The sequence below is a fragment of the Paraburkholderia piptadeniae genome (assembly GCF_900007165.1).
GTDB lineage: Bacteria > Pseudomonadota > Gammaproteobacteria > Burkholderiales > Burkholderiaceae > Paraburkholderia > Paraburkholderia piptadeniae.
In genome coordinates, this window is sequence record NZ_CYGY02000020.1 from 272 (window position 1) to 26,793 (window position 26,522).

Sequence of the window (26,522 nt, forward strand, 5' to 3'; positions counted from 1 at the left end):
ACATGCCATTGCGCGCGCACGCCCGCTGCGTATGGCACCGATATGACAGATCGATTGCGCGCGCATCGGAACGAACGAAAAACGTTTCGGACATGAAACGCAGGCCTCGAATCGCGCGGCTTTTCGTTTCAGCGATGTCGATGAGCGGTTTCGGCGATGTTCGATGAGTGCGGTCGAACAGGCGTTTCAGTCGCCGCGTTGAAGGACGCGCAACTCGTCGACTGGAATGTGGCAGCGGATGCGATGCCCGTCGCCGGCATCGGTGAAGGGTGGGTCCTGCTGTTCGCAGATCGCGCCGAGCTTGCGCGGACAGCGCGTGTGAAAGACGCAGCCCGAAGGCGGCGAAGCGGGACTCGGCAATTCCCCCGACAGGCGGATGCGCTGCGTGCGACCGTTATTGCGTGTTTCGTCCGGCTCGCCGGCGTGCCCATCGAGCGTGGGCACGGACGACAGCAGCGCTTCCGTATAAGGATGATGCGGACCGCCGAACACGGCGTCGGCGGGACCGATCTCGAGCAGCCGGCCGACGTACAGGACCGCGATGCGATCGGACAGATAGCGCACGACATGCAGATCGTGCGAGATGAACACATAGCTCACGCCGCGATCGCGCTGCAGATCGGCGAGCAGATTGAGGATCGCGGCCTGCACGGACACGTCGAGCGCGGACGTCGGCTCGTCGCACACGACGATGCGCGGATCGCCCGCAAACGCGCGCGCAATCGCGACGCGCTGTTTCAATCCGCCCGACAGTTGCCGCGTACGCGACGTCAGATAGCGGTCGGGCAGCCGCACGGCTTGCGTTAGTGACGCGAGCCTTTCGTCGCGCGCCGGCCCGTGCAGCGAGGACAGGCGCGACAGCGCGCGGCCGATCAGACGCTTGACGGAATGCGCGCGGTTGAGCGCAGAGTCCGGATTCTGGAAGACGATTTGCAGCGACTTCACCTGATCGTCGTTGCGATTCGTGACGCGCGGCGGCAGGCGCGCGCCGTCGAGTTCGATGACGCTGCCCGCATCGGGCGAGATCAGGCCTAGCAGCAGTTTCGCGAGCGTCGTCTTGCCGCTGCCCGATTCGCCGACGAGGCCGAGCGTCTCGCCCTTCGCGAGTTCGAGCGACACGTCGTCGACGGCGCGCAGTGTCGCGCCCGGGACGTGAAAAGTCTTCGACACGTTTTCCGCGCGCAGAACGGCCGAATGATCGTGCGCGCTGCGTGCGGTATCGGACACATCGTTGGGCGCGTCGTCGGAAGCATGTAAGGCCGTCACGCGCGGCAGTTCGATCGCGCGTTCGTGATAGTGGCAGCGCGCCATCTGATCGCCGCGCTGCGACCGCACGCGATAGGGCGGCGGTGCTTCGCGACGGCAGCGGTCATCGGCGAGACGGCAGCGCTCCGCGTAGATGCAGCCCTGCGTGACGGCGCCCGGCTGCGGCAGGCTGCCCGCGATCGTATCGAGCCGGTCGGTGTCCTTGCTGCGGCCCGAAGTGGGCAGACAGCGCAACAGGCCCACGGTGTACGGATGACGCGGCCGCGCAAACACGTCCTGCGTCGCGCCTTCTTCGACGAGCTTGCCCGCGTACAGCACGCCGACGCGTTCGCACATCCGCCCGATCACCGCGAGGTTATGGCTGATGAAGAGCACAGCCGTGCCGAACTCTTCGCGCAGTTGCGCGACGAGGTCGAGCACTTCGGCTTCGACGGTGGCGTCGAGCCCAGTCGTCGGTTCGTCGAGAATCAGCAGCGCGGGTTGCGACGCGAGCGCCATGGCGATCACGACGCGCTGCTGCATGCCGCCCGACAACTGATGCGGATAACTCTCCATCACGCGCTCGGGCTCGGCGATGCGCACCTTGCGCAGCATCTCCGCGGTCCGCGTGAGCGCTTGATCGTAGGTCGCACCGGATGCTTCGAACGCTTCCGACACCTGGCGCGCAACAGTCAGCGAAGGATTCAGCGCGCGCGACGGGTCCTGATAGACCATCGAGATCGCGTTCGCGCGCATCTCGCGCAGCGCGGCGGCGTCGAGCGAATGCACTTCCTTGCCCGCGATCGAAATGCGGCCCGCCTTCACGCGGCCATTGCGCGGCAGATAGCGCAGCGTCGCCATTGCGACCGTCGACTTGCCGCAGCCCGATTCGCCGACGAGCCCATACGATTCGCCGCGCCTGATGCGAAACGACACGTCCTGCAGCACTTCGCGCTCGCGTCCGAGCGTGCGGTAAGTGACGGTGAGGCCGACGATCGTGAGCGCATCCGACTGTTCGCTCTTCGACACGTCGAACGCGGGAAACGAGGCGGGAGGTGAGGGAGGCGGCCCGTTCATCCGTCGACGGCTCCTTGCACGGCATCCGCGATCAGGTTCACGCCGACCACGAGCGAAGCGATGGCCGCCGCGTCGAACACGACTGTCCACCACGCGCCGCCCGCCATCAGCGTGTACGACTCGGAGAGCGCGAGGCCCCAGTCGGCGGAAGGCGGCTGGATGCCGAAGCCGAGAAACGACAGCGTCGCGACGGCGAAGATCGCGTAGCCCAGGCGCACCGTCGCCTCGACGATGATGGGCGGCAGCACGTTCGGCAGGATCTCCGCGAACATGATGTAGAGCGCGTTCTCGCCGCGCAGCTGCGCGGCCGCCACGTAGTCGAGATGCCGTTCGGCGAACACGGCGGCGCGCACCGTGCGTGACGTGATCGGCGCGAACGTGATGCCGATCACGAGAATCACCGTCGCGTTCGATGCGCCGACGGCCGCCAGCGCGAGCAGCGCGACGATCACCAGCGGCAGCGCGAGCACGGCGTCGATTGCGCGTCCGATCACGTTGTCGACCCAGCCGTCGAAGTAGCCGACCACGAGCCCGAGCGCGGTGCCCGCGAGCGTGCCGAGCAGCGTCGCGAGCGGGGCGATCGTCAGGATGTCGCGCGCGCCGACGATCACGCGCGAGAGCACGTCGCGGCCGAGCTGATCGGTGCCGAACCAGTGTCCCTGCGCGGGCGGCGTGAGCGAGTTCAGCGGATCGGATGCATACGGATCGAGCGGCACGATCCACGGGCCTGCAATCGCGCACACGATCCACCACAGCACGATGACGGCGCCGACGATGAACGTCGGCGAGTGCAGCAACACGCGCAGCGTGTCGTAGCGGCGCTCGCGCGAACGCGGCGTCGGTGCTTGCAGCGGCGTTTGCGGTGGCGTTTGTGGTGGCGTGACGGGAGAGGCGGGCGTCGTGCTCATTCGGCGCTCCTCACGCGCAGGCGCGGATTGAGCAGCACGTACAGCGCATCGGCGATGAGATTCACGGCCGTATACACGACGCCGATCGTCAGCACGCCCGCTTCGAGCATCGGAAAGTCCTTGGCCTTCGCCGCGTTGTAGATCAGCGAGCCGATGCCCTGATAGTGAAACAGCGTCTCCACGACGACGAGCCCGCCGATCATGTAGCCGAGCTGCGTCGCGGCCACCGTGATGGTCGGCAGCAGCGCGTTGCGCAGCACGTGCCGCCAGATCACGATGTGCGGCGGCAGCCCCTTGAGGATCGCGGTGCGCGTGTAGTCGGCGTCGAGCGCCTCGACCGTGCCCGCGCGCGCCATCCGCGCGATATAGCCGAAGAACACGAAGACGAGCGGCAGCACGGGCAGGATCAGGTACTTCAGTTGCGTGAGCATGCCCGCATTGGCCGGATACGATGCCTCGATGGGCAGCCATTGCAGCCACACGCCGAACACGAGTATCAGCACGATCGAAGACACGAACTCCGGCACGACCGTCGCCGACAAGCCGGCGATGCTGATCGTGCGGTCGAGCCAGCGTCCCGCGTGCATCGCGGCCCACACGCCGCCCGCGATGCCGAGCGGTACGACCACGATGAACGCGAGAAAGCCGAGCTTCGCGGAGTTCTCCAGCGCGTTGCCGACGAACGGTGCAACCGGCTCGCGAAACGCGTACGACATGCCCATGTCGCCGTGTACGAAGTGCGTGATCCACTGCGTGTACTGCGTGAGAAGCGGCCGGTCGGCGCCCAGTTGATGATTGAGCGCAGCGACGGCGCGCGCATCGGCGAGCGGTCCGAGCAGCGCGCGGCCGATGTCGCCGGGCAGCAACTGCCCGCCCGCGAACACGATGATCGACAGCAGCCACAGCGTGATCAGCGACAAGCCGACGCGCGTCGCGACAAAACGCGCGACACGCGCCGTACTGCCGCCCGTGCTGCGAGCGATGGAAGAGGAGGCCGTGGTCGACATCGATATCTCTTGCTCGCTGCTATATCGCGCGGGGTCAGGCCGCGAGCGTCGCGCGATCGAAATACAGCTGCGCGATCGCGGTGAAGCGCACGCCGTTCAGCTGCTTGCGCGCGGCGATCAGCTGATCGTAGAAGAACGGAAAGATCACGGGCGTTTCGTCGAGCAGCAATCTCTGGATCTGCCCGGACACTTTCTTTTGCGACGCGAGATCGAGTGCCGCGACGTAATCGGCGACCAGCTTGTCGTACTGCGGGTTCTTGAAATGCGCGGCGTTCCAGGTGCCCGTGCTCGTCAGCGGCGCGTTGAGGAACACGTTCGGCACGCCGCGGCTGCCGTAATCGGTGATGCCCAACGGCGAGTCGAGCCAGTCCGACTTGCCCGGCGTGCCCGAGCCGTAGTACTGCGACTGGCCCTCGACCTTCAGGTTGATGCGTATGCCGATGGCCTTCGCGTAGTTCTGCACGACGACGGCGAGGTCGGGAATCTCCATGAACTTCTCGGTCGTGAGCGTCACGTCGAAACCGTTCGGCACGCCCGCCTGCGCAAGCAGCTGCTTCGCCTTGGCGACGTCGATCTTGCGCTGCGGCACCCCCGCATCCGACGACGGAAACGCAGGCGCGAACGGGCTGTCGTTGCCGACCTGCGCGCGGCCCTTGAAGAGGCCCTTGACGATCACATTGCGATCGAGCGACAGCGCGAGCGCCTGGCGCACGCGCTTGTCCTTGAACTGCGGGCTGTCGACGCGCATGTGAATCTGCCGGTGCGCGCTCGACTTCACGCCGATCACCTTGAACTCGGGATTGTTCATCAGGCCCTGGCCGCCCTGCACGGTGAACGTGCCCATCACGTCCGCCTGATGGCCTTGCAGCGCGAGTACCTGTGCCTGCTGGTCCGCGTAGAACGTGAACTGCACGCGCTGCGGCAACGCTTTTTCACCCCAGTAGTCGGGATTGCGCACGAACGTCGCGCCCACTTTCGCCTGATACTTCTCGAGCTTGAACGGGCCCGTGCCGATGAAGCTCTTCTCGTATCCGCCCGTATAGCTCGCGGGCAGGATCACCGCGTTGTAGTTGTCCGACGAAACGTAGTACGGGAAATTGCCGTTGGGCGCGTCGAGATGGAACGCGACGGTGTGATCGTCGACGACCTTCGTCCCGCCTTTCGACAGCACGCCCTTCAGCACCGACAGCGCGGCCGAACCGGCGGCGGGATCGGCGAGACGGTCGAAGGTCGCGGTGACGTCCTTCGCGGTGAACGGCTGGCCGTCGTGGAACTTGACGTTCTCGCGCAGCTTGAAGGTCCACACGTCGCCCTTGTCGTTCGGCTTCCACGACAACGCGAGCGCGGGCTTGAGCACCTGCTTTTCGCCGTCGTCGTCGATCAGGAATTCGCCCGTCTGATTCAGCAGGCAGAGGCTGGCGGCATCGGTGACGGTCATCGGATCGACGGCGCCCGCGGGCGTCAGGTGCGCGACGCGGATCGTTCCGTTCGCCGCGCCTTGCGCGCGGGCGCTGCGCGGCGCGAGCAGGCCGCCGCCCACGAGCGACATGCCGATCACGCTCGCGTATCGCAGCAGCTCGCGCCGCGTGAGGCGGCCGGCCAGCCATTCGTCGATCGCATGATTGCCGTAGGCGTCGGCGCTGCGGCGTGTCGCCTCGACGTCAAAACCGGCTTCTGAAACAGGCGCAAAACGCGGGTCCGCGGAATTCTTCATCGATGGATAGTCCGATCCGTTCTGTTGGGACGCCACGCGTTGTGCGCGCGGCGCTGCGGGTTGACGCAAGCGGTACTGCGGCGACGATGCGGGTTCAGTGTAAGCGATTGCCTATGTGTTGGGAGCATTCGTGTCCGCGATGGGTTCCCTTCAGACGAATCGGCGATGAACATGTGTCGCGCACACAACGGCGCGGCGCGTCTGCGGGCCGCTCGACGCCGTTGCGGCGGCCGATCCGGCGTTCGGGCGACGCATATGCCGTGCTCAGTCGGTGTTTATGGAGCGCTTATGAGGCGCATGCATTCCTGCATCAGCTTGCGCGTGACGGCATCGATGGCGGCGATGTGGTCCGCGTCGACCGCGTGCCGCAGTCCGAAGCCATACGCGAGTAGCGCTGTGCCGAGCAGCAGCGGATAGTGGCGAAACGCGATCAGCGCCCACGCCCACGCGGCGACGTTTGCGCCGATCAGTCCGGCGTACAGCGTGACGAGGCGAGGGCGCAGGGAAGACGGCGGCGTCATGCGGGCGTCGTGCCCGGCGTTGTACTGAGGTTGCGCAGGACGTCAGTGATCGTGCGGATGCTTGTGAATCGGATCGACCCAGTAGACGGTCTCGGGCTTTTCGACGGCATCGATATTCAGGTTCACGACGACGGCTTCGTTGTCGCTGCGCACCAGCACGCATTCGAGGGGATCGTCGGTGCTCGCGTTGATCTCCTGATGCGGCACGTACGGCGGCACGAAGATGAAGTCGCCGGGGCCGGCTTCCGCGGTGAATTCCAGGTGCTCGCCCCAGCGCATCCGCGCATGGCCGCGCACGACGTAGATGACGCTCTCGAGCGCGCCGTGATGATGCGCGCCCGTCTTCGCATTCGGATAAATCGTCACGGTGCCCGCCCACAGCTTCTGCGCGCCGACGCGGGCCGCGTTGATCGCGGCGGCCCGGTTCATGCCGGGCGTTTGCGGCGTGTTCGTGTCGAGCTGGTCGCCCCTGATGACCTTTACGCCGTGCTCGCGCCAGTCGATCGGCGCCTGGGGCGCTTGCTGATGTTCGTCGCTCATGTGTCGTCTCCTTGCTCGGGCGGCGTAGTGCGCGAGTGTTTCCTTTCGCGCTCGCCGCCATGCGTACAACGATGTGATTGCGATATGAGTGGAGTCATTCTGGCACGGCCAAAAACTTCGCGTATGAAGCTGCGCCAGAACGCGAGCGCACACAAAAAAGCCCGTTCCAACGGAACGGGCTTTCATGCTCAACGAGGAAAACGCCTACTTCCCCTTCGAATTGATAATCGCCTCCGACACGTTGTTCGGCGTCTCGGCGTAATGCTTGAACTCCATCGTGTAGGTCGCGCGGCCTTGCGTCAGCGAGCGCAGCGACGTCGAGTAGCCGAACATCTCGGCAAGCGGCACTTCGGCGCGCACGAGCTTGCCGCCGCCGCCCGCAATGTCCTCCATGCCCTGCACGATGCCGCGGCGGCCCGACAGGTCGCCCATCACGTTGCCCATGAAGTCCTCGGGCGTTTCCACTTCGACGGCCATCATCGGCTCGAGCAGCGCCGGCTTCGCGCGGCGCATGCCTTCCTTGAACGCCATCGAGCCGGCCATGCGGAACGCGTTTTCGTTCGAGTCGACGTCGTGGTACGAGCCGAAGGTCAGCGTCACCTTCACGTCGACGACGGGATAGCCCGCGAGCACGCCCGCCTTCAGCGTCTCCTGGATGCCCTTGTCGACGGCCGGAATGAATTCGCGCGGAATCACGCCGCCCTTGATCGCGTCGACGAACTCGTAGCCCTTGCCCGGATCGGGTTCGAGCGTGATCACCGCGTGACCGTACTGGCCGCGTCCGCCCGACTGCTTGACGAACTTGCCTTCGACGTTCTCGATCTTCGTGCGCACCGTTTCGCGATACGCGACCTGCGGCTTGCCGACCGTCGCCTCGACGCCGAACTCGCGCTTCATCCGGTCGACGAGAATTTCCAGGTGCAGCTCGCCCATGCCGGAAATGATGGTCTGGCCGGATTCCTCGTCGGTGGTGACGCGGAACGACGGGTCTTCCTGCGCGAGCCGGTTGAGCGCGATGCCCATCTTCTCCTGGTCGGCCTTGGTCTTCGGCTCGACGGCCTGCGAGATCACCGGGTCGGGGAAGATCATCCGCTCAAGGATGATGATGTTGTTCGGGTCGCACAGCGTGTCGCCTGTGGTCGCTTCCTTCAGGCCGACAGCGGCCGCGATGTCGCCCGCGCGCACTTCCTTGATTTCCTTGCGCTCGTTCGCGTGCATCTGAAGAATCCGGCCGAGACGCTCCTTCTTTTCCTTTACCGGGTTGTAGACGGTGTCGCCCGATTCGACCACGCCCGAGTACACGCGGAAGAAGATCAACTGACCGACGAACGGGTCCGTCATGATCTTGAACGCGAGCGCCGAGAACGGCTCCTCATCGCTCGGATGACGCTCCGCTTCCTTGTCGTCCTCGGTGTGGCCGAGGATCGCGGGCACGTCGACGGGTGACGGCAGATAGTCGATCACGGCGTCGAGCATCGCCTGCACGCCCTTGTTCTTGAACGCGCTGCCGCACAGCATCGGCACGATTTCGTTGGCGATCGTGCGTTTGCGCAGCCCCGTCTTGATCTCGTCTTCCGTCAGGCTCTCGTGATCGGTCAGGTACTTTTCGAGCAGCGCCTCGCTCGATTCGGCCGCTGCCTCGACCATCTTTTCGCGCCACTCGTGCGCGAGGTCCTTCAAGTTGTCGGGAATCTCTTCGTAGGTGAACTTGATGCCCTGGCTCTCGTCGTCCCAGACGATCGCTTTCATCTTCACGAGATCGACGACGCCCTGGAAGTGGTCTTCCGCGCCGATCGGAATCTGGATGGGCACGGCCACGCCCTTCAGGCGCTCGCCGATCTGCCGCTGCACGCGGAAAAAGTCGGCGCCGACGCGGTCCATCTTGTTGACGAACGCGATGCGCGGCACCTTGTACTTGTTCGCCTGGCGCCACACGGTTTCGGACTGCGGCTGCACGCCGCCGACGGAGTCGTACACCATGCACGCGCCGTCGAGCACACGCATCGAGCGTTCGACTTCGATCGTGAAGTCGACGTGTCCCGGCGTGTCGATGATGTTGATCCGGTGCTCCGGATAATTGCCGGCCATGCCTTTCCAGAACGCCGTCGTGGCCGCCGACGTGATCGTGATGCCGCGCTCCTGCTCCTGTTCCATCCAGTCCATCGTCGCCGCACCGTCGTGAACCTCGCCGATCTTGTGAGTCACGCCGGTGTAGAAAAGAATGCGTTCGGTGGTGGTGGTCTTGCCGGCATCGATGTGAGCACTGATACCGATGTTCCGGTATCGCTCGATAGGAGTCTTGCGGGGCACGTGAACCTCCATGAGTTGGCGCGCCGGTAAATGGCGCCGGGCTTTCCGCTGACATCTGCTGCGCGGCCCGGACGATCTCTCTCGGTGCTGCGGGTGAGACTATAAGAATAGCGTGTCGCCCTGGCTTTTGCAGGAATCCTGCCAGCACGCGCGCGATGCCGCACCTGCTTTGCGTTGCGGTGCAGCGGGCGCAAAAAAGCCGGCGAGCCTTGAGGCTGCGCCGGCTTGTGTTCGTTCCGGCCATCGGCGGTTTCCGGCTTGCGCGGTGCGCGTGCTTATCGCGGCTATTGCGGCTATTGCGGCGCCGGCAGCCCCTGAATCTTCATTCCGGGCTTGATGCCCTTCGACGTGAACCAGCCCTTGCTCATCTCGAGCGCATACACGCCATTGTTTTTCGGGCAATGGTTGTTAGTGGTTTCGGCCTGCATCTCGTCGATGTCGGTGATCGTGCCGTCGGCGCGCATGAATGCGATCGACAGCGGAATCAACGTGTTCTTCATCCAGAAGCAATGCACGGCGTTCTCGCCGAACACGAAGAGCATGCCTTCGTTCGGCGCGAGTTGCGTACGGTACATGAGGCCCTGCTCGCGGTCTGCATCGTTCGCGGCAACGGCGGCGTCGATGACGAACATGCCTGCCGAGAGTTTCGCGCGCGGAAAATCGCCCGGCTGTTTAGCGCCCTGAGGCATCTGCTGTGCAAGGGCGTCCTGAGAGGACAGCGTTGCCAGCGACACAACGGACAATGCGGCGACAGGCAGTGCAACTGCAATTGCGAAGCGCGCCATCAACGAGCGCAAAGAAAATCGCACGACGTGACTCCTTGCTGAATATGAACCGCGAATGTTACGCGAGCGCGTCAAAAACAAAAAGGCAGAGAGCCTTGCGGCCATCTGCCTTTCAACGCCGTAAGAACGGCAATGAAGCTAATTCTTGACTGCGTTATTGCAACAAGCTTATTCCGAAGCTGCCGAAGCTGCTGCTGCCGGAGCTGCCTTCTTGTGCGACTTCTTGTGCGATGCCTTCTTGTGCGACGACTTGTGAGCCGACGAAGCTGCTGCTGCCGGAGCTGCCGAAGCTGCTTCCGGTGCCGAAGCTTGTGCGAATGCTGCCGTTGCGAAGAGGCCAGCGACCAGAGCGGCGATCAGTTTGTTCATTTTGTGAATCCTCGACTTTAGTTAATTAACCAAATGACCCGGTTAGGTTGAGTCATGTCGTTAAACGTGCCGTCCACCTTTCGGTTGACATCCGCATCGAAGAAATTTTTCTCAGCGGCTGCTAGCGTTCGGACACCCCATACAGGTCGTCGAAGCGGCTTGTATCAAGGCTCTTGAGGCTCAATGCCGGACAGCTTCAGCGGCATCTGCGTCGAATAACGCGTGAAGTTGCGGCACGGTTGACGAAAATCTTCTGGAATTTTTTTGAGTACGCCGCGCGGACTTTCGAGTGCTTTCTTGAGGCTTTATCGCACGCTTTTCAAATAGCGAAAAGAACAGAAAATGTTTGCCGATACAACGGCTTAGTGCTCTGCCGACAAGGCTTTTGCGAGGTACGGCGATTGCTACGCGAGGCCATCCCATGGTGCGCGCGATGGCAACTCGATGCTCTCGCCGGGCTGCAATCCGAGCGAAAAGATATCGAGCGCGCCGACACCGACGCGCACGAGACGCAGCGTCGGAAAACCGACGGCTGCCGTCATGCGGCGCACCTGACGGTTCTTGCCTTCGGTGATCGACAGTTCGATCCACGTCGTGGGAATCGCTGCGCGATAGCGGATAGGCGGCGTGCGGGCCCATAGCGCATCGTCGGGCTCGACGAAATCCACGCGGCAGGGGCGCGTCACATAGTCGCCGAGATCGACGCCGCGCGCGAGCGCCTTCAGATCGCTCGCACCGGGCGCGCCTTCGACTTGCGCCCAATAGCGCTTCACCAGCTTGTGGCGCGGCTCGGCGATGCGAGCTTGCAATGCGCCATCGTCGGTGAGCAGCAGCAGGCCTTCGCTGTCGGAGTCGAGCCGGCCGGCGGGATAGACGCCGGGCACCTTCACCCAATCGGAAAGCGACGCGCGCGTTTCGTGCGGCGAGAACTGGCAGATCGTGCCGAAGGGCTTGTTGAGAGCGAGCAAAGTCATGCGTGAGCGAAGCACTGTGCGGACGCGGCGTCCGTGCGGCCGCAGCAATGCGATCGCCGTGCGCCGACGGCCAGTACGGGGAGATCCGGTGGCAAATGGCGAGATCTTAATGCATAATACGGAACGTTATGTCTTGTGTCTTATATAAGACATAGGACGCTTGATTCTTCTCGCGCCAGCGAGGCCGCAGCGACGCGCGTCGGTGCTCGACCCGAGGGCGGCGTCACGCCGACGTGGGCTAGAATACCCGCCTGCCTGTCTGCTGCATGGGCCCTGGCTCGCAGTATCGGGCATCGGCATTCGCAGCGGCATCTTGCCTCATCGCGCGCAAGAGGAGCGCCCCGGTTTCGCAGTTCCAACCTGTTCTCACAGACCAGCCATCACTGGAGTCCGATCATGGCGTATCAGCACATCAAGGTTCCGACTGACGGTGACAAGATCACAGTCAACGCGGATTTCTCGCTCAACGTTTCCGACCAGCCGATCATTCCTTACATCGAAGGCGACGGCACGGGCTTCGACATCACGCCCGTGATGATCAAGGTCGTCGATGCGGCCGTTGAAAAGGCCTACGGCGGCAAGCGAAAGATCCACTGGATGGAGATCTACGCGGGCGAGAAGGCGACCAAGGTCTACGGTCCCGATGTGTGGCTTCCCGACGAAACGCTGGAGGTGCTGAAGGAATACGTCGTGTCGATCAAGGGGCCGCTGACGACGCCCGTCGGCGGCGGCATCCGTTCGCTGAACGTCGCGCTGCGCCAGGAACTCGACCTGTACGTGTGCCTGCGTCCCGTACAGTACTTCAAGGGCGTGCCGTCGCCGCTGCGCGAGCCGGAGAAGGTCAACATGGTGATCTTCCGCGAGAACTCGGAAGACATCTACGCGGGCATCGAATGGCCGGCCGAATCGCCCGAGGCGAAGAAGGTCATCAAGTTCCTGCGCGAAGAAATGGGTGTGAAGAAGATCCGCTTCCCGGATACGTCGGGCATCGGCGTGAAGCCGGTGTCGCGCGAAGGCACGGAACGGCTGGTGCGCAAGGCGATCCAGTACGCGATCGACAACGATCGCCGCACGGTCACGCTGGTCCACAAGGGCAACATCATGAAGTACACGGAAGGCGCATTCCGTGACTACGGCTACGCGCTCGCGCAGAAGGAATTCGGCGCGGAGCTGATCGAAGGCGGCCCGTGGATGAAGGTGAAGAATCCGAAGACGGGCAACGACATCGTCGTGAAGGACGTGATCGCCGATGCGTTCCTGCAGCAGATCCTGCTGCGTCCCGCCGAATACGATGTGATCGCCACGCTGAACCTGAACGGCGACTACATCTCCGATGCGCTGGCAGCGCAGGTCGGCGGCATCGGCATCGCGCCGGGCGCGAACATGTCCGATTCCGTCGCGATGTTCGAAGCGACGCACGGCACGGCGCCGAAGTACGCGGGCAAGGACTATGTGAATCCGGGCTCGGAAATCCTGTCGGCGGAAATGATGCTGCGCCACCTGGGCTGGACGGAAGCGGCCGACGTCATCATCTCGTCGATGGAAAAGTCCATTTTGTCGAAGCGCGTCACGTATGACTTCGCCCGTCTGATGGAAGGCGCGACGCAAGTTTCCTGCTCGGGTTTCGGGCAGGTGATGATCGAGCATATGTGATCGCGTCCTGACGTTTCGGTATCCTGCACGGACCCCGGCAAGCTCATGCTTGTCGGGGTTTTTCGTTTGGGCTTGCGTCATCAACGCATCGACCGCACTGCGTTATGATCCCGTGATCCGCTTTGTCATCGGACATCGCATTCCCGTACCCGTCGATAGATACGCATGACTCTGCTTTCGCGCATCCTCATCGTGTTGACGCTCGCCTTGCTCGGCATGCAGGGCGCGTCGGCGTGCGAGCATGAGCATGTGTCGACGTCGACTCGTGCGATGCGCTCGCACGAGTCGATGCGCGTCGTTGCAACGCATTGCGATGCTTCGATGGACACGCGCGATGCCGGCTCGCCTTGCCGCCACGCGCACTCGCTCTGCTGCATGTCGATGTGCGGCGTGCACTGCGCGATGCTGTCGACTGCGGGTGTTCCCGCGCGCATGTCGTCGGCCGACGTGCCGGTTCCTCGCAGTGACCCGGCGCGCACCAGTGTCACGCGTGCGCCGCCCGTGCGGCCGCCGATCGTGTGACCGTTTCGTGTCGTCGCGCTTTTTAGGGGCGCTCAAAACGTAGTTCGATGCGTGAGCGCGCGCGCTCGCAAGTCGTCACACGATCCATGCGCGCAGCGAGCAAATCTGATTGCCGCGCCGCATCAGCAAGGAAACGATCCATGATTCGCAGGGAATTTCTCGTCCGCACGTTGAGCGCCGCCGTTGCTTCACTCTTCGCGCGCGATGTCTTCGCACAGCACTCGATGCACGGCATGTCCGGCATGGACGATATGAAAGACATGCCCGGCATGTCGCCGGATCATGCGGCGCACTCGCACGCCGCTCCGTCCGCTGGGAAGCTCGCTCCCGAAACGGCGCTGCCCGCGGGCGCGCCACTTGCCGCATTCCGCAAGCTCGCGAACGAGAGCAGCAAGCCGGGCGTCTTTCGCGCGACGCTCGTCGCGCAGCCCGTGCGCCGCCAGTTGATGCCGGGCCATTCCACCGCGCTGTGGCTCTACGGCGATGCCGCGCAAGGCTCGATCGTCGGTCCGCTGATCGACGTGCGCGAAGGCGACACCGTCGAAATCCGTTTCGTCAACCAATTGCCGCAGCCGTCGACGATCCACTGGCACGGGCTGCCCGTGCCGCCCGACCAGGACGGCAATCCGACGAACCCCGTCGCGCCGGGCGCCACGCACGTCTATCGCTTCACGCTGCCACGCGGCAGCGCGGGCACGTACTGGTATCACCCGCATCCGCACATGTTGACGGCGGAGCAGGTGTTTCGCGGGCTGGCTGGGCCGATCATCGTGCGCGCGGCCGACGATCCGCTCGCCGCCTATCCGGAACGGCATCTGTTCTTCTCGGACCTGAAGCTCGCGAGCGACGCGTCCATCGCGCCGAACGACATGATGGACTGGATGAACGGCCGCGAAGGCCAGTTCGTCCTGGTGAACGGCGCGCGCCGTCCGCGTCTCACCGTTGCGCAAGACGAGCGCTGGCGTTTGTGGAACGGGTGCAGTGCCCGCTATCTGAGATTGTCGCTCGGCAACGAACAGATTTTCACGCAGGTCGGCACGGACGGCGGTTTGCTCGACAAGCCGCGCGACGGTCTGACGGAGCTGCTGCTCGCGCCCGGCGAGCGCGCGGAGATTGTCGTGCGCGCAGGTGCGCAGCCGTCGACGGCGGTTCTCACCGCTGCAGTCTATGACCGCCGCAAGATGACGATGACGGAAGGCCGCAGCCTGCCCGCTGATCCGGCGAAAGTGCTCGCCGATGTCCGCTTCGAGCCGGGCCCGACGGCGGCGCGCGCCGTGCCGCCGACGCTGCGTCCCATTGCGCCGCTGTTGTCGTCGGGTGGCACGGCAGCCGACAAGGTGCCGCGCAAATCCGTCGTCTTCGACGAAGCGATGGACATGAAGGCGATGCACCGTCGGGGCGCGATGATGTCCGCGCTGCCGCCCGGCATGAAGTTCATGATCAACGGCGCGACTTTCGATCCATCGCGCATCGCGCTAACCAGCCGGGCGGGCGAAGTCGAAATCTGGTCGATCGAAAACCGCACTGACATGGATCATCCGTTTCATCTGCACGGCACGCAGTTCCAGGTGATCGAGCGCGAGCAGGGAAGTGCGAAAACGCCCGAGCCGTATCTCGCATGGCGGGATACCGTCAACGTGCAGCGGGGAGAGACGGTGCGCATCGCGACGGTCCAGCGCGACGCGGGCGAGCGGATGTTCCACTGCCACATTCTGGAACACGAGGATCTCGGCATGATGGCGACCCTCAAGGTCGTCTGATTGCGGCCGTAGATACCGATAGCGGCGCGACGTGCGCCAGAAACGAAAAAACCCGGCGTGACGCCGGGTTTTCAAGGGTGCCGTATCGAACGTATCAGGCTGCGGCCTGAATGTTCGATGCCTGCTTGCCCTTCGGGCCTTGAACGACCTCGAAGCTGACCTTCTGGCCTTCCTTGAGGGTCTTGAAACCGTTCATCTGGATAGCCGAAAAGTGTGCAAACAGATCTTCTCCGCCTTCGTCGGGCGTAATGAATCCGAAACCCTTCGCGTCGTTGAACCACTTGACCGTACCAGTTGCCATACCAACTTCCCCTGTAACTCAAAAGCTGCCACGAGCCCTCGAAAAGCTCAACGACCGCGGGATGCAGTCGCCCCTCCTCACAAGCTCACCAACGGCATTTTTTCGTATAGACCACTTATTGAAAAAAGTGCCAGCTTGATTGTTGAGTCTCTTTATTCGAGTGTCAAGAAAATTTTGAGACGCTCAATTCTCCGTTGTAAAGAACCAATTTCCAGGGTTTTTACCGCTTTGCATGTGTGCTGTCGCGCAAGCGTCGCATCTTGAAAAGTCGCATAATCAACGCACATGCTGTTCTGCGGGGAAGAGGCCGGCGTTGAACGGACGCGCCGTCAGCCCGCTGGCCCGGGTTGTGCGATACTCAATCCGACCGAAGTCATTACGCTGCAACACAGATGTACATCGAATATTTCGGAGGGCCGCGACCGCAATCGGCCCGGCGCAAAGCGCACCCACGAGAGGCCGCTCCAACGGGCCGGAGGGAACTGATGTCCGACCAGCTGGTCGGGTTTTGACAGGATTGCGGGCCTGTCCGAGTTGTTTAGAATGGGTGTATGGCGATTATCCCGGACAAGCAGGACAACACCGTACTGGAGCGGCAGGAACAAAAGCTGAAACCGCCTGCCATGTTCAAGGTGGTGCTGTTGAATGACGATTTCACGCCGATGGAATTCGTCGTGATGATCGTGCAGGAATATTTCAATAAGGATCGTGAGACCGCGACACAAATCATGTTGAAGGTCCATCGCGAGGGCAGGGGAGTTTGTGGGGTCTACACGCGGGACATCGCGTCGACCAAAGTCGAGCAAGTCGTTACCCACGCACGGCAGGCCGGGCATCCGCTGCAGTGTGTGATGGAGGAAGCATGATTGCCCAGGAACTGGAAGTCAGCCTGCACATGGCGTTCATGGAAGCGCGCCAGGCGCGGCATGAGTTCATTACGGTCGAACATCTTTTGCTGGCGCTGTTGGACAACCCGACGGCGGCCGAAGTGCTGCGCGCGTGCGCGGCCAACATCGAAGACCTGCGTCAGAACCTGCGCAACTTCATTCACGACAATACGCCGACCGTTCCGGGCACCGACGACGTCGATACTCAGCCGACGCTGGGTTTCCAGCGCGTGATCCAGCGCGCGATCATGCACGTTCAGTCCACGTCGAATGGCAAGAAGGAAGTCACGGGCGCGAACGTGCTCGTCGCGATCTTCGGCGAGAAGGACTCGCACGCGGTCTATTACTTGCAGCAACAGGGTGTCACGCGTCTGGACGTCGTCAACTTCATTTCGCACGGCATCGCGAAGACGAATAGCTCGGAAGCCGCGAAGTCGACCGACGCGAGCGCCGAATCGGACGAAGCCGCTGCGCAGAAGGAAACGCCGCTCGCGCAGTTCACGCAGAACCTGAACCAGATGGCGAAGGACGGCCGCATCGATCCGCTGATCGGACGCGAGGCGGAAGTCGAGCGCGTCGTGCAGGTGCTGTGCCGCCGCCGCAAGAACAATCCGCTGCTGGTCGGCGAGGCGGGCGTCGGCAAGACGGCGATCGCCGAAGGCCTCGCCTGGCGCATCACGCGCGGCGAAGTGCCGGACATTCTGGTGGACGCGCAGGTCTACTCGCTCGACATGGGCGCGTTGCTCGCGGGCACCAAATATCGCGGCGACTTCGAACAGCGCCTGAAGACGGTCCTGAAGGAATTGAAGGAGCGTCCGAACGCAATTCTGTTCATCGACGAAATTCATACGCTGATCGGCGCGGGCGCCGCATCGGGCGGCACGCTGGACGCATCGAACCTGCTGAAGCCGGCGCTGTCGTCGGGCACGCTCAAGTGCATCGGCGCGACGACGTTCACCGAATTCCGCGGCATCTTCGAAAAGGACGCAGCGTTGTCGCGTCGTTTCCAGAAGATCGACGTGACCGAGCCGACCGTCGAGCAGACGGTGGCGATCCTGCGCGGCCTGAAGTCGCGCTTCGAAGAGCACCACGGCGTCAAGTATTCGTCGGGTGCGCTGTCGGCGGCGGCTGAGCTGTCGGCACGCTTCATTACGGATCGTCATCTGCCCGACAAGGCGATCGACGTGATCGACGAAGCGGGCGCGGCGCAACGCATCCTGCCGAAGTCGAAGCAGAAGAAAACGATTGGCAAGAGCGAGATCGAGGAAATCATCTCGAAGATCGCGCGCGTGCCGGCGCAAAGCGTGTCGCAGGACGACCGCAGCAAGCTGCAGACGCTCGATCGCGATCTGAAGGCCGTCGTGTTCGGCCAGGACCCCGCCATCGACGCGCTCGCTGCGTCGATCAAGATGGCGCGCGCGGGTCTCGGCAAGACCGACAAGCCGATCGGCGCGTTCCTGTTCTCCGGCCCGACGGGGGTCGGCAAGACGGAAGTGGCGCGGCAACTGGCGTTCACGCTGGGCATCGAGCTGATCCGCTTCGACATGTCGGAGTACATGGAACGTCACGCGGTGAGTCGTCTGATCGGCGCGCCGCCGGGATACGTCGGTTTCGACCAGGGCGGCCTGCTGACGGAAGCCGTGACGAAGAAGCCGCATTGCGTGCTGCTGCTCGACGAAATCGAGAAGGCGCATCCGGACATCTTCAACGTGCTGCTGCAAGTGATGGACCACGGCACGCTGACGGACAACAACGGACGCAAGGCGGATTTCCGCAACGTCATCATCATCATGACGACGAATGCGGGCGCCGAGTCGATGCAGAAGTCGTCGATCGGTTTCACCACTCGCCGCGAGACGGGCGACGAAATGGTCGACATCAAGCGCATGTTCACGCCGGAGTTCCGCAACCGTCTGGATGCAACGATCAGCTTCCGCTCGCTCGATGAAGAAATCATCATGCGCGTGGTCGACAAGTTCCTGATGCAGCTCGAAGACCAGTTGCACGAGAAGAAGGTCGACGCGCTCTTCACCGACGCGCTGCGCAAGCATCTCGCGAAGCACGGTTTCGATCCGCTGATGGGCGCGCGTCCGATGCAGCGTCTGATCCAGGACACGATCCGCCGCGCGCTCGCCGACGAACTGTTGTTCGGCAAGCTGATGAACGGCGGCCGCGTGACGGTCGACGTCGATGCGGACGACAAGGTCCAGCTGACGTTCGACGAGAACTCGGCGCCGCCGCGCAATCCGAATCCGGAAGCGGTGGAAGTGGACTGAGCGTCAGTCGCTCCGCAGATCTGAAGCAGAAACAAAACGGCGTGGGTTTTACGACCCACGCCGTTTTTATTTGCTGCACGTCAAACGCTTCAAATTGAAAGCAGGCAATGCCTCAGTGCTTGCCGGTGCTGCCGAAACCGCCTTCACCGCGCTCGCTCGTGTCGAACTCGTCGACGATATTGAACTCGGCTTGCACGACCGGGACGATCACGAGCTGCGCGAGACGCTCCATCGGATTCAGCGTGAAGGTGGTCGTGCCGCGGTTCCACGTCGAGATCATCAACTGGCCCTGATAGTCCGAGTCGATCAGGCCGACCAGGTTGCCGAGCACGATCCCGTGTTTGTGGCCGAGGCCCGAGCGCGGCAGGATCAGCGCCGCGTAGCCGGGGTCTCCGACATGGATCGCGAGGCCCGTCGGCACGAGCGCCGTTTGTCCGGGTTCGAGCTTCAGCGGCGCTTCGAGGCAGGCGCGCAGGTCGAGGCCCGCGCTGCCCGTCGTCGCGTAGGCGGGGAGTTGTTCGCGCATGCGCGGATCGAGAATCTTCAGGTCGAGTTTCATGCAGTTCGGTTGAGAGGTTGAAGAAGTAGCGTTGTCTGTTGATTCGGATATGTTTCTACGACTTGCCGAGTTCGAACGCCCCGGCAAGCAGTTCATACGAGCGCAGACGCGCGCGATAGCTGCCCGCGACGGTGAGCACGATCAGTTCGTCCGCGTCGAACTGTTCCTGCAACGCATGCAGCCGTTCCGTCACCGACTCCGGCGTGCCGATGATGCTGCGCGGCTTTTCCCTGTCGATGACCAGCACTTCGCGCTCGCCGTATTCCTGTGCGAGCCCTTGTTCGATCGACGGAATCGGCGCGTTGAGACCGTACGCCATCTGCACGCGGCGCAGATCGACGGCCTTTTCGAGGTCGGCGGCTTCGCGTTCGGTGTCCGCGCAGATCACGAAGACAGCGGCCGCGAGATACGGTTTCTGCTCGTGACCGGGTTTGAAACGCTCGCGATACGCCTGCGCGACGGCATGTCCGAAATGCGCATTGATGAAATGCGCGAACGAGAAACGAATGCCCAGTTGCGCCGCCAGCAGCCCGCCGAAATCGCTGGAACCGAGCACCCACATTTGCGGACACGTTTCGACCTGCGGCTGCAGCAGCACGCCGTAGCCGAGATGATCGGAAGGCAGCGTGCCGTCCATCATTGCGACGAGATCGGCCACCTGCTGCGCAAACTGTTCGCCGCGGTTGTAGGCGCCCGCCGCGACCGCCTGCGCCGTGCGCATGTCGCCGCCAGGCGCGCGTCCGACGCCCAGATCGACGCGGTTCGGAAACAGCGCCTCGAGCATCATGAACTGCTCGGCGACCTTGAACGGACTGTAGTACGGCAGCATGATGCCGCCCGAGCCGATGCGGATGCGCTTCGTCACGCTGCCGAGCCGCGCGAGCATCACCTCCGGACACGGGTTCGACAGGCCAGAAAGCCCGTGATGTTCGGCGCACCAGTAGCGCGTGTAGCCGAGATCGTCGGCGAGTTGCGCGAGTTCGACCGTCGCGGCAATCGCGTCGGACACCTTATGCCCGTCGATCACGGGCGTCTGGTCGAGCACGGAGAGCAGGGTCATGACAGCACCATGGCATTGGCTGAAGGATCGTATTCGAGCGTGAGCATTTGCGATGACACGATGAGCGCGGCGACGCTCAGGCGATCACGTTCGCATCCGGCAGGCGCTTGGCGATTTCCGCGATCAATGCGCGCGCGAGCGTCTGCTTGTCCGCGCGCGGAAGCCGCGTGATGCCGGTGGCTTCGAAAAGCACGACTTCGTTGTCGTCGAGCCCGAACGTCTGCGGGCCGAGATTGCCGATCAGAAGCGGCACGTTCTTGCGCTTGCGCTTCTCTTCGCCGTGCACGTCGAGATCGCCGCTTTCCGCCGCAAAGCCGACGCAGAACGGCGGATGCGGCAGCTTCGCGACCGACGCCAGGATGTCCGGATTCTCGACGAAGGAGAACGACGGGATCGCGCGATCGGCGGTCTTCTTGATCTTGTGGTCGGCGACATGATCGACGCGCCAGTCCGCGACGGCCGCCACGCCGATGAAGATGTCGCAGTCGGGCACGGCACGCATGACGGCGTCGTGCATCTGCTGCGCGGTCTGCACGTTCTCGCGATAGACGCCCCACGGCGTCTCCAGGCCGACGGGCCCGGCGACGAGATGCACGTCCGCGCCCGCCTGTTGCGCCGCGCGCGCGAGCGCGAAGCCCATCTTGCCGCTCGATCGATTCGTGATGCCGCGCACGGGATCGATCGGCTCGAACGTCGGTCCGGCCGTCAGCAGCACGCGGCGGCCTGTCAGCGTTTTCGGCGAGAAAAACGACGCGATCGCTTCATAGACGGCTTCCGGTTCGAGCATGCGCCCGTCGCCGACTTCGCCGCACGCCTGCGCGCCCGAATCCGGCCCGAGCAGTTCGATGCCGTCCGCGCGTAATTGCGCGACGTTGCGCTGCGTCGCGGGATTCATCCACATCTGACGGTTCATCGCGGGCACGACGAGTAGCGGACAGTCACGCGCAATGCAGAGCGTTGACAGAAGATCGTCGCACAGGCCGTTAGCGAGCTTCGCGAGGAAATCGGTGGAGGCGGGGGCGATCACGATCGCGTCGGCTTCACGCGACAGATCGATGTGCGGCATGTTGTTCGGAATGCGCGCGTCCCACTGGCTCGTGTAGACGGGGCGGCCGGACAGCGCCTGCATCGTGACGGGGGTGATGAATTGCGTCGCCGCGTCCGTCATCGCGACCTGGACGGTCGCGCCCGCCTTCGTCAGAAGGCGCGTGAGTTCAGCGATCTTGTAGCAGGCGATCCCGCCTGTCATGCCGAGGACGACGTGTTTTCCGGCGAGTTCTGTGGCCAACTGATGCCTCCGACAAGACGTGATGGCCGACGCATCGGTGAAGCGCGCCGGCTTCGCACTGCAAGACTGCTGCCTGATCGCGAGCGGCACGGCTTATGGTTTTGCCGAGGGCCCGCGCTGCGTGCGGCCGGACATGCGCCGCGCGCAGCCTGTTGTTATTCAAGTCAAACGCGGCGCTCAGCGCGCGCCGCGCACGCGCCGCAGTTCGTCGAACACGAGCAGCGCCGCGCCGATCGTGATCGCGCTATCCGCGAGATTGAACGCCGGCCAGTGCCACGTGCCGACATGAAAGTCGAGGAAGTCGATCACGTGGCCGTACAGCAGACGGTCGATCACGTTGCCGATCGCTCCGCCCATGATCAGCGCGAGCGCCGTGCAGAAGAGCTTCTGCGTGCCGTGGCGCTTGAGCAGATAGCAGATCAGCAACGCTGCCCCGACGCCCAGCGCGGTGAACGCCCAGCGCTGCCAGCCACCCGCCATCGCGAGAAAGCTGAACGCGGCGCCGCGGTTGTAGACGAGCACGAGGTTGAAGAACGGCGCGATCGCATGCGACGAGCCGTATGCAAACACCTTCGCCACCGCGATCTTCGTCAACTGGTCGAACAGGATCACGACGACCGCGACGCCCAGCCACGGCGCGAGCGAACCGCCCGTCGATTTCGACAGCGTTCTGGACATTATGCCGCGCTCCTCGCTTCGCCGTTGCCGAACAGATTGCTGATGCAGCGGCCGCACAGCGTCGGGTGCTCGGCGTCTTCGCCCACTTCCTTGCGGTAGTGCCAGCAGCGCTCGCACTTCAGGTACTTCGACGTGATCACCTCGACGCCTTCTTCCGCTTCGCTGTTCACCTTCACGACCGTCGCGCCCGACGTGATCAGCACGAATTTCAGGTCGGCGCCGAGGCTCGCGAGCGCATCGTGGCGCGCGCCGCTCGCGCGGATTTCTACTTCCGCCTGCAGCGACGAGCCGATCTGGTTCGCGACGCGCGCTTCTTCCAGCGCCTTCGTCACGTCGCTGCGCACCGAGCGCAGCAGCGTCCACTTGTCGAGCAGCGCGGACGCGTCCGGCACTTCCGGATACGCGTGATACGTCTCGGTGAAGATGGTTTCGCTTTGCGGCTGGAACACCTTCCACGCTTCTTCTGCCGTGAACGACAGGAAAGGCGCCATCAGGCGCAGCAGGCCTTGCGCGACGTGATACAGCGCGGTTTGCGCCGAACGGCGCGCGTTCGAATCGGGCGCCGTCGTGTACAGGCGGTCCTTCAGCACGTCGAGATAGAAGCCGCCCAGGTCTTCCGAGCAGAACGTCTGAAGCTTCGCGACGACCGGGTGGAACTCGTACCTGTCGTAGTGCGAGAGGATGTCGGCTTGCAGATTGGCCGTCAGCGCAACCGCGTAACGGTCGATCTCGAGCCACTCGCTGACGGGCCGCGCGTTCTTCTCGAAGTCGAAGTCCGACAGGTTCGCGAGCAGGAAGCGCAGCGTGTTGCGGATGCGCCGATAGCTTTCCGTCACGCGCTTCAGGATTTCCTCGGAGATCGCCAGTTCGCCCGAGTAGTCGGTCGACGCGATCCACAGACGGATGATTTCCGCGCCCAGCCGGTTCGCGACTTCATGCGGATCGATGCCGTTGCCGAGCGACTTCGACATCTTGCGGCCCTCGCCGTCGACGGTGAAACCGTGCGTGAGCAGCGCGTTGTACGGCGGGCGGCCGTCGAGCATCGAAGCGGTCAGCAGCGACGAATGGAACCAGCCGCGATGCTGGTCCGAGCCCTCCAGATACAGATCGGCCGGGAATTGCAGCTCGTCCTTGTGCGAGCCGCGCAGCACGTGCCAGTGCGTCGTGCCCGAATCGAACCACACGTCGAGCGTGTCGCGGTTCTTGTCGTACATGTTCGCGTCGTCGCCGATCAGCTCGCGCGGGTCGAGCGTTTGCCATGCCTCGATGCCCGACACTTCCACGCGCTTCGCGACTTCTTCGAGCAGCTCCAGCGTGCGCGGATGCAGCTCGCCCGTTTCCTTGTGCACGAAGAACGCCATCGGCACGCCCCATTGGCGCTGGCGCGACAGCGTCCAGTCGGGACGGTTCGCGATCATCGCGAAGAGGCGCTGCTTGCCCCACGACGGATAGAACGCCGTCGCTTCGATGCCTTCCAGCGCGGTTTCGCGCAGCGTCTTGTCGCTGTCGTTCGGCTTGATGTCCATGCCCGCGAACCACTGCGACGTCGCGCGGTAGATGATCGGCGTCTTGTGGCGCCAGCAGTGCATGTAGCTGTGCACGTACTTTTCGGTGCGCAGCAGCGTGCCCGCTTCGTCGAGCGCTTCGACGATCTTCGGATTCGCCGCCCAGATCGACAGGCCGCCGAACAGCGCGAGCGATTCGATGTAGCGGCCGTCGCCCATCACCGGGTTGATGATGTCCGAGTCGGCCATGCCGTGCGACTTGCATGAAATGAAGTCTTCGACGCCATACGCCGGCGACGAGTGCACGATGCCCGTGCCCGTTTCCGTCGTCACGTACTCGCCCAGATAGACGGGCGACGTGCGCTTGTAGGCCGGGTGCGCGGACGCGAGCGGGTGCGTGAAGCGCACGTTCGCGAGCTTCGCGCCGAGCGCGGTCGCGATCACGCGGCCTTCGAAGCCGTACGTCTTCAGGCACGCCTCGACGCGTTCCTCAGCGAGGATCAGCAGGCCGCGCGGCGTATCGACGAGCGCGTATGCGATTTCCGGGTGCACGTTGAGCGCTTGGTTGGCGGGGATCGTCCACGGCGTCGTCGTCCAGATGACGATGCCGCCCTCGTCGCGCGGCAGCGACGCGAGGCCGAACGCCTGCGCCGTCTTGTCGGCGTCCGCGAACGGAAACAGCACGTCGATGGTCGGATCGGTCTTGTCCTTGTACTCGACTTCCGCTTCCGCCAGCGCCGAGCCGCAGTCGAAGCACCAGTTCACCGGCTTCAGGCCGCGGAACACGTAGCCTTTTTCGATGATCTTCGCGAGCGCGCGGATTTCGCCAGCTTCGTTCGCGAAGTTCATCGTCTTGTACGGATTGTCCCAGTCGCCGAGCACGCCCAGACGGCGGAAACCGGCCTTCTGCTTCTCGATCTGCTCGGTCGCGTAGGCGCGCGCCTTCTGCATCACTTCGGCGGCGGGCAGCGACTTGCCGAACTGCTTTTCGATCTGGATCTCGATCGGCATGCCGTGGCAGTCCCAGCCCGGCACGTAGACGGCGTCGAAGCCCGCCATGTTGCGCGCCTTGACGATCATGTCCTTCAGGATCTTGTTCACTGCGTGGCCGAGGTGGATGTCGCCGTTCGCATACGGCGGGCCGTCGTGCAGCACGAACTTCTGGCGCCCCTTGGAGGCAGAACGGATCGTCTCGTAGACCTTGCGTTCCTGCCAGTCCTTGACCCATTGCGGCTCGCGCCTGGGCAGGTCGCCGCGCATCGGGAAGGGCGTGTCCAGCAGGTTGACGGGATACCGGGCCTGCGGTTTCGAATCGGCTTTCTTGTTGCTCATGGTGACGTAGCGGTGAATACGGTGTTAGGGCGCGGCATGCGCGAAAGGCCTGAGTGGCGCCGGGCGCGGTGCGTTGCGCCCGACGTCGCGCACGACGCGGGGGCCATTGCATTGCACGCTGCTGTCGAAGCTTCATGCTGTGCGCGGCGCCCCTCGATGCGCGGCGGACGGTACGTGCGTCATGCGATGCGTCGCGCACGTACCGCGTCGGTCATCTAATTCGATCGGTGGCCGATGTGGCGAAACCCGTGGAACGGCTGCCCGGCGCATCGCCAATTGCTTCGAACCACGCGCGGGCATGGGTGACGTCGCGCGCGATCGCGGCCGTCAGCGTTTCGAGGTCGACGAATTTTTCCTCGTCGCGCAGCTTCTTCAGAAACTCGACGCGCACCAGCTTGCCGTACGCATCGCCGTGCCAGTCGAGCAAATGCACTTCGAGCAGCACGCGGCCGGAATCGTCGACGGTCGGACGCAAGCCGAGGCTCGCGACGCCCGGCAACGGCTTGTCTTCGATGCCATGCACGCGCACGATGAAAATGCCCGACGGCGCCGGACGCTTGTGCGCGATCGGCAGATTCAGCGTGGGAAAACCGAGATCGCGGCCGAGCTTCAGCCCGTGCACGACGTGGCCGCTGATCAGATAGTCGCGGCCGAGCGCAGCGCGCGCCGCGTCGAGATCGCCCGACACCAGCGACGCGCGCACGCCGGAACTCGAAATGCGCGCACCGGACGGGTCGGCGACGGTCGCCATCTGCTCGACTTCGAAGCCGTACTGCTCGCCCGCCGCCTTGAGCGATGCGAAATCGCCGGCGCGCCTGGCGCCGTAGCGAAAGTCGTCGCCGATCATCACCCAGCGAGCATGCAAGCCGTTGACAATGATCCTTTCGACGAACGCATCCGGCGACTGGCTCGCGAACGTGTGGTTGAAATGCTCGACGACCACGCGATCGACGCCGTTCATGCGCAGTGCTTCGAGCTTGTCGCGCAGCATTGCGATGCGCGGCGGCGCGCTCGCGGGACTGAAGAACTCACGCGGGTGCGGCTCGAAGGTCATCACGCAGACGGGCAGGCCGCGCGCGTCTGCGGCGGCGCGGACACGGGCGAGCAATGCCTGATGCCCGCGGTGGACACCGTCGAAATTGCCGATGGTCAGCGCGCAAGGCGCACGGCTCTCGGCATTGGGAAGACCGCGAAAGACTCTCACAATAGCGGGCGATGGGATTTGAGCGGGCCAGATGCCGCAAAACAATC

At 63.8% G+C, this 26,522-nt stretch carries 21 protein-coding genes and 1 pseudogene; 5 read left to right on the forward strand and 17 right to left on the reverse strand.

The window, feature by feature from the left end; translation table 11 throughout:
* Positions 1-186 precede the first annotated feature (186 nt).
* The 10 genes and pseudogenes from BN2476_RS08855 to BN2476_RS08900 all read right to left on the reverse strand — a co-directional run bounded on the left by BN2476_RS08855 (position 187) and on the right by BN2476_RS08900 (position 11,450).
* The gene (locus BN2476_RS08855; protein WP_087733780.1) at positions 187-2,322 is read right to left on the reverse strand and encodes an ABC transporter ATP-binding protein; all 2,136 of its coding nucleotides are present in this window, start codon (positions 2,320-2,322) and stop codon (positions 187-189) included.
* Positions 2,319-3,230 (reverse strand): ABC transporter permease, encoded by a 912-nt coding sequence (locus BN2476_RS08860; RefSeq protein ID WP_087733781.1) that lies wholly within the window; start codon positions 3,228-3,230, stop codon positions 2,319-2,321. Before BN2476_RS08860 ends, BN2476_RS08855 begins: the two co-directional genes overlap by 4 nt.
* Entirely contained in the window at positions 3,227-4,237 is a 1,011-nt protein-coding gene (locus tag BN2476_RS08865; protein WP_087733782.1) for an ABC transporter permease, read from the reverse strand. The genes BN2476_RS08860 and BN2476_RS08865 overlap by 4 nt, the downstream gene beginning before the upstream one ends.
* A gap of 34 nt (positions 4,238-4,271) precedes the next feature.
* The gene (locus BN2476_RS08870) at positions 4,272-5,951 is read right to left on the reverse strand and encodes an ABC transporter substrate-binding protein (protein ID WP_087733851.1); all 1,680 of its coding nucleotides are present in this window, start codon (positions 5,949-5,951) and stop codon (positions 4,272-4,274) included.
* A gap of 305 nt (positions 5,952-6,256) precedes the next feature.
* Positions 6,257-6,472: pseudogene (locus BN2476_RS08875) on the reverse strand (HoxN/HupN/NixA family nickel/cobalt transporter); the annotation flags it as partial.
* A gap of 42 nt (positions 6,473-6,514) precedes the next feature.
* The gene (locus BN2476_RS08880) at positions 6,515-7,012 is read right to left on the reverse strand and encodes a cupin domain-containing protein (protein WP_087733783.1); all 498 of its coding nucleotides are present in this window, start codon (positions 7,010-7,012) and stop codon (positions 6,515-6,517) included.
* Between the two features lie 204 nt (positions 7,013-7,216).
* Complete coding sequence (fusA, locus tag BN2476_RS08885) at positions 7,217-9,322, reverse strand: elongation factor G (RefSeq protein ID WP_087733852.1); 2,106 nt, start codon at positions 9,320-9,322, stop codon at positions 7,217-7,219.
* A 293-nt stretch (positions 9,323-9,615) separates the two neighbouring features.
* Positions 9,616-10,131, reverse strand: coding sequence for a DUF192 domain-containing protein (locus BN2476_RS08890; protein ID WP_087733784.1), 516 nt, complete (start codon positions 10,129-10,131; stop codon positions 9,616-9,618).
* Between the two features lie 144 nt (positions 10,132-10,275).
* Entirely contained in the window at positions 10,276-10,476 is a 201-nt protein-coding gene (locus BN2476_RS48065) for a hypothetical protein (protein WP_087733785.1), read from the reverse strand.
* A 404-nt stretch (positions 10,477-10,880) separates the two neighbouring features.
* Complete coding sequence (locus tag BN2476_RS08900; RefSeq protein ID WP_087733786.1) at positions 10,881-11,450, reverse strand: pseudouridine synthase; 570 nt, start codon at positions 11,448-11,450, stop codon at positions 10,881-10,883.
* Between the two features lie 396 nt (positions 11,451-11,846).
* Here BN2476_RS08900 and icd point away from each other — a divergent pair, with 396 nt between their 5' ends.
* The 3 genes from icd (at position 11,847) to BN2476_RS08915 (ending at position 15,385) form a co-directional block, all read left to right on the forward strand.
* Positions 11,847-13,103, forward strand: a complete 1,257-nt coding sequence (gene icd, locus BN2476_RS08905) for an NADP-dependent isocitrate dehydrogenase (protein WP_087733787.1) — start codon at positions 11,847-11,849, stop codon at positions 13,101-13,103.
* A gap of 165 nt (positions 13,104-13,268) precedes the next feature.
* On the forward strand, positions 13,269-13,625 hold the full coding sequence (locus BN2476_RS08910) for a hypothetical protein (RefSeq protein WP_087733788.1): 357 nt from the start codon (positions 13,269-13,271) through the stop codon (positions 13,623-13,625).
* 140 nt (positions 13,626-13,765) lie between these two features.
* On the forward strand, positions 13,766-15,385 hold the full coding sequence (locus BN2476_RS08915) for a multicopper oxidase family protein (RefSeq protein ID WP_087733789.1): 1,620 nt from the start codon (positions 13,766-13,768) through the stop codon (positions 15,383-15,385).
* A 94-nt stretch (positions 15,386-15,479) separates the two neighbouring features.
* Here the strand turns inward: BN2476_RS08915 and cspD are convergent, their stop codons facing one another.
* Positions 15,480-15,686, reverse strand: coding sequence for a cold shock domain-containing protein CspD (cspD, locus tag BN2476_RS08920; RefSeq protein ID WP_017776809.1), 207 nt, complete (start codon positions 15,684-15,686; stop codon positions 15,480-15,482).
* Positions 15,687-16,237: 551 nt separating this feature from the next.
* Here cspD and clpS point away from each other — a divergent pair.
* Together clpS and clpA are read left to right on the forward strand one after the other, a co-directional pair.
* On the forward strand, positions 16,238-16,552 hold the full coding sequence (clpS, locus tag BN2476_RS08925) for an ATP-dependent Clp protease adapter ClpS (protein ID WP_012399982.1): 315 nt from the start codon (positions 16,238-16,240) through the stop codon (positions 16,550-16,552).
* A complete protein-coding gene (clpA, locus tag BN2476_RS08930) occupies positions 16,549-18,849 on the forward strand; it encodes an ATP-dependent Clp protease ATP-binding subunit ClpA (protein WP_087733790.1) in 2,301 nt (766 codons plus the stop codon). Before clpS ends, clpA begins: the two co-directional genes overlap by 4 nt.
* A gap of 112 nt (positions 18,850-18,961) precedes the next feature.
* On the opposite strand, the gene dut is transcribed toward clpA, so the two are convergent.
* From dut to BN2476_RS08960, 6 genes are all read right to left on the reverse strand, one after another.
* On the reverse strand, positions 18,962-19,408 hold the full coding sequence (dut, locus tag BN2476_RS08935) for a dUTP diphosphatase (RefSeq protein ID WP_087733791.1): 447 nt from the start codon (positions 19,406-19,408) through the stop codon (positions 18,962-18,964).
* A 55-nt stretch (positions 19,409-19,463) separates the two neighbouring features.
* A complete protein-coding gene (locus BN2476_RS08940; RefSeq protein WP_087733792.1) occupies positions 19,464-20,468 on the reverse strand; it encodes an LLM class flavin-dependent oxidoreductase in 1,005 nt (334 codons plus the stop codon).
* A 76-nt stretch (positions 20,469-20,544) separates the two neighbouring features.
* Positions 20,545-21,756: a bifunctional phosphopantothenoylcysteine decarboxylase/phosphopantothenate--cysteine ligase CoaBC gene (gene coaBC / locus BN2476_RS08945; RefSeq protein WP_087733793.1), complete on the reverse strand. Its 1,212-nt coding sequence runs from the start codon at positions 21,754-21,756 to the stop codon at positions 20,545-20,547.
* 177 nt (positions 21,757-21,933) lie between these two features.
* On the reverse strand, positions 21,934-22,434 hold the full coding sequence (lspA, locus tag BN2476_RS08950; RefSeq protein ID WP_087733794.1) for a signal peptidase II: 501 nt from the start codon (positions 22,432-22,434) through the stop codon (positions 21,934-21,936).
* A complete protein-coding gene (ileS, locus tag BN2476_RS08955; RefSeq protein ID WP_087733795.1) occupies positions 22,434-25,271 on the reverse strand; it encodes an isoleucine--tRNA ligase in 2,838 nt (945 codons plus the stop codon). The genes lspA and ileS overlap by 1 nt, the downstream gene beginning before the upstream one ends.
* A gap of 211 nt (positions 25,272-25,482) precedes the next feature.
* Positions 25,483-26,475, reverse strand: coding sequence for a bifunctional riboflavin kinase/FAD synthetase (locus BN2476_RS08960; RefSeq protein ID WP_087733796.1), 993 nt, complete (start codon positions 26,473-26,475; stop codon positions 25,483-25,485).
* Positions 26,476-26,522: the final 47 nt, after the last annotated feature.